The sequence below is a fragment of the Burkholderia sp. AU39826 genome (assembly GCF_020419965.1).
Lineage (GTDB): Bacteria > Pseudomonadota > Gammaproteobacteria > Burkholderiales > Burkholderiaceae > Burkholderia > Burkholderia semiarida.
On the sequence record NZ_JAIZQG010000042.1, the window covers coordinates 1 to 4,309 of the forward strand.

Genomic DNA, 4,309 nt, shown 5'->3' on the forward strand with positions numbered 1-4,309 from the left:
TCAGTTCCGGGTCCAGGTTCAAGCCCTTGCCCGGTTCTACGGTCGCTTCTTCCTTACGTTTGCGTGGCATAACGTGGCTCCTTGGCCATCAGTTTATGCCTCACACACAAAGGTTCGGATAGGCTCCGCTCGCTCGGCCGGATCAGCTGCATCGGGTGGTGCTTGCCCACGTTCTTTCGTTGATACGCAATGCCATGGGCTCCGTCGCCGGCGGCGTCAAGGTTTTCCTCTGGGTTTGGCACTGGGTGTTTGTGCGCCGAGCCAACAAGATGCTCGCCGGCAGCCAGGTTCCCATGGCGACTCTACCTGGACGGACAGGATCGCAGCCCGCCTTGGAAGCCAGATCGCTTACCCGTGATCGATGTGGATATCCCGTTCCGCAGCGACTCGAAACCCTGTGATTCCAAAGGTGAGGGCGCCGCCGGGGTTCCGATGTGAACAACAGCCCGGGAAAGTCAGTCGAAACGCTGTGCGCTCGACTGGTGAGCATGAGCTCGTTCAAGCCCGCCGGGCCGCCCCACAAAAGCCGCTGGCGGTCACCACCAACCGCCTGCCGGGCGCGCATCCCGCTACTTCAAGTCTGCTGATCGAGCGCCTGCGCGATCGCCTTCTCCCCGACGCTGCCGGCCGGCCCGACCACCGCATAATTGAGCCCGTTCACCGACCCATACCGCGCGAGCAGCGCGCCATCCGCGCGTTGCCCGTTCGGCAACAGCCGATGTCCCGATTCCGCCGGCCGGAGATAGAAGCTCAGCGTCCGTCCCGCATCATCCTCATAGAGCACCATCGCAGTAGTAGCGCCGCTGTCCGTCGTGAACAACCGCCCACCGACCGGCCTGAACCCCGCCGCGCTCAAATCCGGCAGCTTCGCCGATGCGCCCACGCCTTTGGTGAGCCATCCCTGCAAATCGCCCGCACCGGTCGGCCGGTAATCGACCTTGGCCGTTCGATCGACCACCATCATCTGATAAGCCTTGACCGCATCGCTCATCGGCGCGATCGGCGGCGCCGCGTTCCACCCGCGCGCCTGCCATCCGCCGAACGTCCCGAGCCCGACGCAGAACACGAACGAAGCCGCCATCGCGAACCGCATGCGCGCGCGCTCAGCCCGCCGGCCGCGAATCGTGGCCGGATCCAGCGCGGGGTTGTCCGCTGGCATCCGCACGCTCTCGAGCGCGGCCCGCAACCGCTGCGCGTCCTGCTGCCATTGCTTCACCTGTTCCGCGCGGGCCGGATGCAGCGCGAGATAGCGCTCGACTGCGGCGCGCGCATCGTCGTCGAGCTGGCCGTCGACATAGGCCTGAAGGTCATGTTCGTTCGGAGGCGTGTTCATTTTTTCATCAACCGCAAGGAAGGAGCAGGAAGTTCGCCGTCGCTCAGCTGGCGCAGCGCCTGGCGCGCGCGGGACAGCCGCGACATCACGGTGCCGATCGGCACCTCGAGCAGGTCGGCCACTTCCTGATAGGTGAAGCCTTCGACCGCGACGAGCAGCAGCAGGCTGCGCTGTTCGTCCGAGAGCCGGCCGAATGCTTCGAGCGTCGCGCGCGCCGCGAATTCGCGTTCGGCGGACGGCCAGTGTGCTTCGTCGTCGTCGTGGATGCGGCCGAGCAGCCACGCGTAGCGCTTCGCGCTGCGTTTGCCGTCGAGAAATTGTCGGTACAGGATCGTGAAGAGCCAACTGCGCAGCGACGCGTCGTCGCGACGGCTCGTCCAGCGCGACAGCGCGCGCTCGAGCGTCGACTGGACGAGATCGTCGGCCGCATGGACGTCGCGCGCCAGCCAGAGCGCGAAACGTCGCAGCCTGGGGATGAGTTCGCGCAATGCTTCGTCGTCGAGGGCGGTGGAGGGCATGGCGGGGCCGGTTGCCGAAAGGGTCGTAGATGCCGCGTAAGACGCCGGCCGGCATCGGTTATTCCCTCCAGCATACGAAAAAACTTTTCGTGGAATAAAGCGGTGCGGGCGGCGTCCTACGCGCGTTCGACAATGATCTGACGATCGGGAGTGCATTCATGAAGCAATCTTCTTCTTCGCCGCAGCGCGAGCCCGGGCGCGGGTGGTGGCGCTGGGCCGTGATCGGCGGCGCGGTGGCCGGCGTGGCGGCGGCGTTCGGGTATGCCGGCGGATGGCTCGCGCCGGCGCGTCTGACCCCGCACCGGCTCGTCGACGCGCTGCAGACCAACAGCGGCATCCATCCCGGCTACCGGCGCAATCACGCGAAGGGCGTGTGCGTGACCGGCTATTTCGAAGGCAACGGCGCGGCGAGCGCGTATTCGGTCGCGCCGTTCTTCAAGCCGGTGCGCACGCCGGTGGTCGGGCGCTTCGCGTTGCCGGGCGGGAACCCGTACGCGCCCGACAGCAGCGTGCCGATCCGCAGCCTCGCACTGAAGCTCACCGCGCCGGACGGCCAGCAATGGCGGACCGGGATGAACGCGATGCCGGTGTTTCCGGTGGCGACGCCGCAGGCGTTCTACGAGCAGACGCTCGCGACCCGGCCTGATCCGAAAACGGGCAAGCCCGATCCGGCGAAGGTGAAGGCATTCTTCGGCGCGCATCCGGAGGCGGCCGCGTTCCTGCAGTGGGTGAAGGGTGCGAAGCCGAGCGCGAGCTACGTCACCGAAAGCTATTACGGGCTGAACGCGTTCTACTTTGTCGATGCGGCCGGCAAGCGCCAGGCCGTGCGGTGGCGCGTCGTGCCGGAGCAGACGGCCGGCGCCGGCGACGTCGCGACGGCCGCGGATCCGAACGTGCTGCAACAGGACGTGACGCAGCGCATCGCGGCCGGCCCGCAGAAGTGGAAGCTGCTGGTCACGCTGGCGGAGCCCGGCGACCCGGTGGACGACGCGACGAAGGTCTGGCCCGCGCAGCGCAAGACGATCGATGCGGGCACGCTCGTGCTCGACCGCGTGGAGGCGCAGGATAGCGGCCCGTGCCGCGACGTGAATTACGACCCGACGGTGCTGCCGCAGGGGATCCAGGTGTCGGGCGATCCGTTGCTGGCGGCGCGCTCGGCCGCGTATGCGGATTCGTATCTGCGGCGCACGAGTGAAGAGGCCGGCGTGGCAGGCGTGGCGCGAGTGAGTGGGGAGGGACGGTGATGAAGGCTTCGACGACGTTTAGTTTGCCGGCGCGGGTGCTGCACTGGGTGATGGCCGCGATGATTCTCGCGATGTTGTTCATCGGAGTGGGGATGGTGGCGTCGGTTTCCGAGCGGCACGAGATACTGGTGGCGATTCACAAGCCGCTGGGCGTGGCCGTGCTGGTACTCGTGTGCGTGCGGATCGTGGTGCGGATGCTGTCGAAGCCGCCGGCGTTGCCCGACGATCTGCCGTGGTGGCAGAAGGTGGCCGCGCACGGGTCGCATCTCGTGCTGTATGCGCTGATGGTGGCGATGCCGCTGATCGGCTGGGCGATGCTGTCGGCGGGCGGATATCCGGTGACGTTGGGCGGCGGCGTGCAGTTGCCTGCGCTGGTGTCGGCTGATCCGGTGACGTTCGCCTGGCTCCGGATTGCGCATCGCGTGCTGGCGTATCTCTTCTTCCTGACGTTCCTCGCGCACTTTGCCGCGGCGCTGTATCACGGGCTGATTCGGCGGGACGGCGTGGTGAGGGCGATGGTGGGGCGGTAATCGACGGAAGGTTGCGTTCGATACGGCGGGGGCTGTTCAGGGGCGACCGAGGCCGCGCCTGCCGTGTCGTCTTATATATGAGCACTGGGAAGTGCTCGGCGGCCCCCGCCATAGCACGTCAAAAATATTTCACAAAAGGGGTTGCGGAGACTGGGGCAGATGCATAGAATCACGCCTCTTTCGCGCTAACGGAAACGCGGCGCGGGGGAAGAAGAGGGAAGCGGTGCTGTTGAAGTCGGTTTTATCGATTCCAGTGCACGCGAAATTAAACCGCAGTCGTCGCAGCGAAGTAGTTAAAAAAGTTGTTGACGAGTCTCAAAAAACGGTTGATAATCTCGCTTCTCTGCTGCTGAAAACGCAGCGCTGCTGGGAAACACGAAGTTTCTCGCAGACATGCTCTTTAAAAATTAACAGCCGATAAGTGTGGGCGCTTGATGAAAGCGAGCTGATCCTCGGATCAGATAGCAAAAGTATCAAGAGTCTCACACTAAAGTAAGTCAGGTTTATGAAGTGATTCATATTCCTGTCAGCTTTGAGTGAGCGACCGGTTCTTAACCGAACCGAAAACAGTAACAGGTTTGAACTGAAGAGTTTGATCCTGGCTCAGATTGAACGCTGGCGGCATGCCTTACACATGCAAGTCGAACGGCAGCACGGGTGCTTGCACCTGGTGGCGAGTGGCGA

The 4,309-nt window shown here is 64.6% G+C and carries 4 protein-coding genes and 1 rRNA gene; 3 read left to right on the forward strand and 2 right to left on the reverse strand.

The features are described 5' to 3' along the window. Positions 1–574: 574 nt before the first annotated feature. A complete protein-coding gene (locus tag LGM42_RS32850) occupies positions 575–1,333 on the reverse strand; it encodes an anti-sigma factor family protein (protein WP_226234402.1) in 759 nt (252 codons plus the stop codon). After that, complete coding sequence (locus LGM42_RS32855) at positions 1,330–1,851, reverse strand: sigma-70 family RNA polymerase sigma factor (protein WP_059580351.1); 522 nt, start codon at positions 1,849–1,851, stop codon at positions 1,330–1,332. Before LGM42_RS32855 ends, LGM42_RS32850 begins: the two co-directional genes overlap by 4 nt. Before the next feature lie 158 nt (positions 1,852–2,009). Between LGM42_RS32855 and LGM42_RS32860 the strand changes: the two genes are divergently transcribed. From LGM42_RS32860 to LGM42_RS32870, 3 genes are all read left to right on the forward strand, one after another. Further along, positions 2,010–3,095, forward strand: coding sequence for a catalase family peroxidase (locus LGM42_RS32860; protein WP_226234403.1), 1,086 nt, complete (start codon positions 2,010–2,012; stop codon positions 3,093–3,095). Next, on the forward strand, positions 3,095–3,625 hold the full coding sequence (locus tag LGM42_RS32865; protein WP_226234404.1) for a cytochrome b: 531 nt from the start codon (positions 3,095–3,097) through the stop codon (positions 3,623–3,625). The genes LGM42_RS32860 and LGM42_RS32865 overlap by 1 nt, the downstream gene beginning before the upstream one ends. Positions 3,626–4,205: 580 nt before the next feature. Further along, a 16S ribosomal RNA gene (locus LGM42_RS32870) occupies positions 4,206–4,309 on the forward strand; the annotation flags it as partial.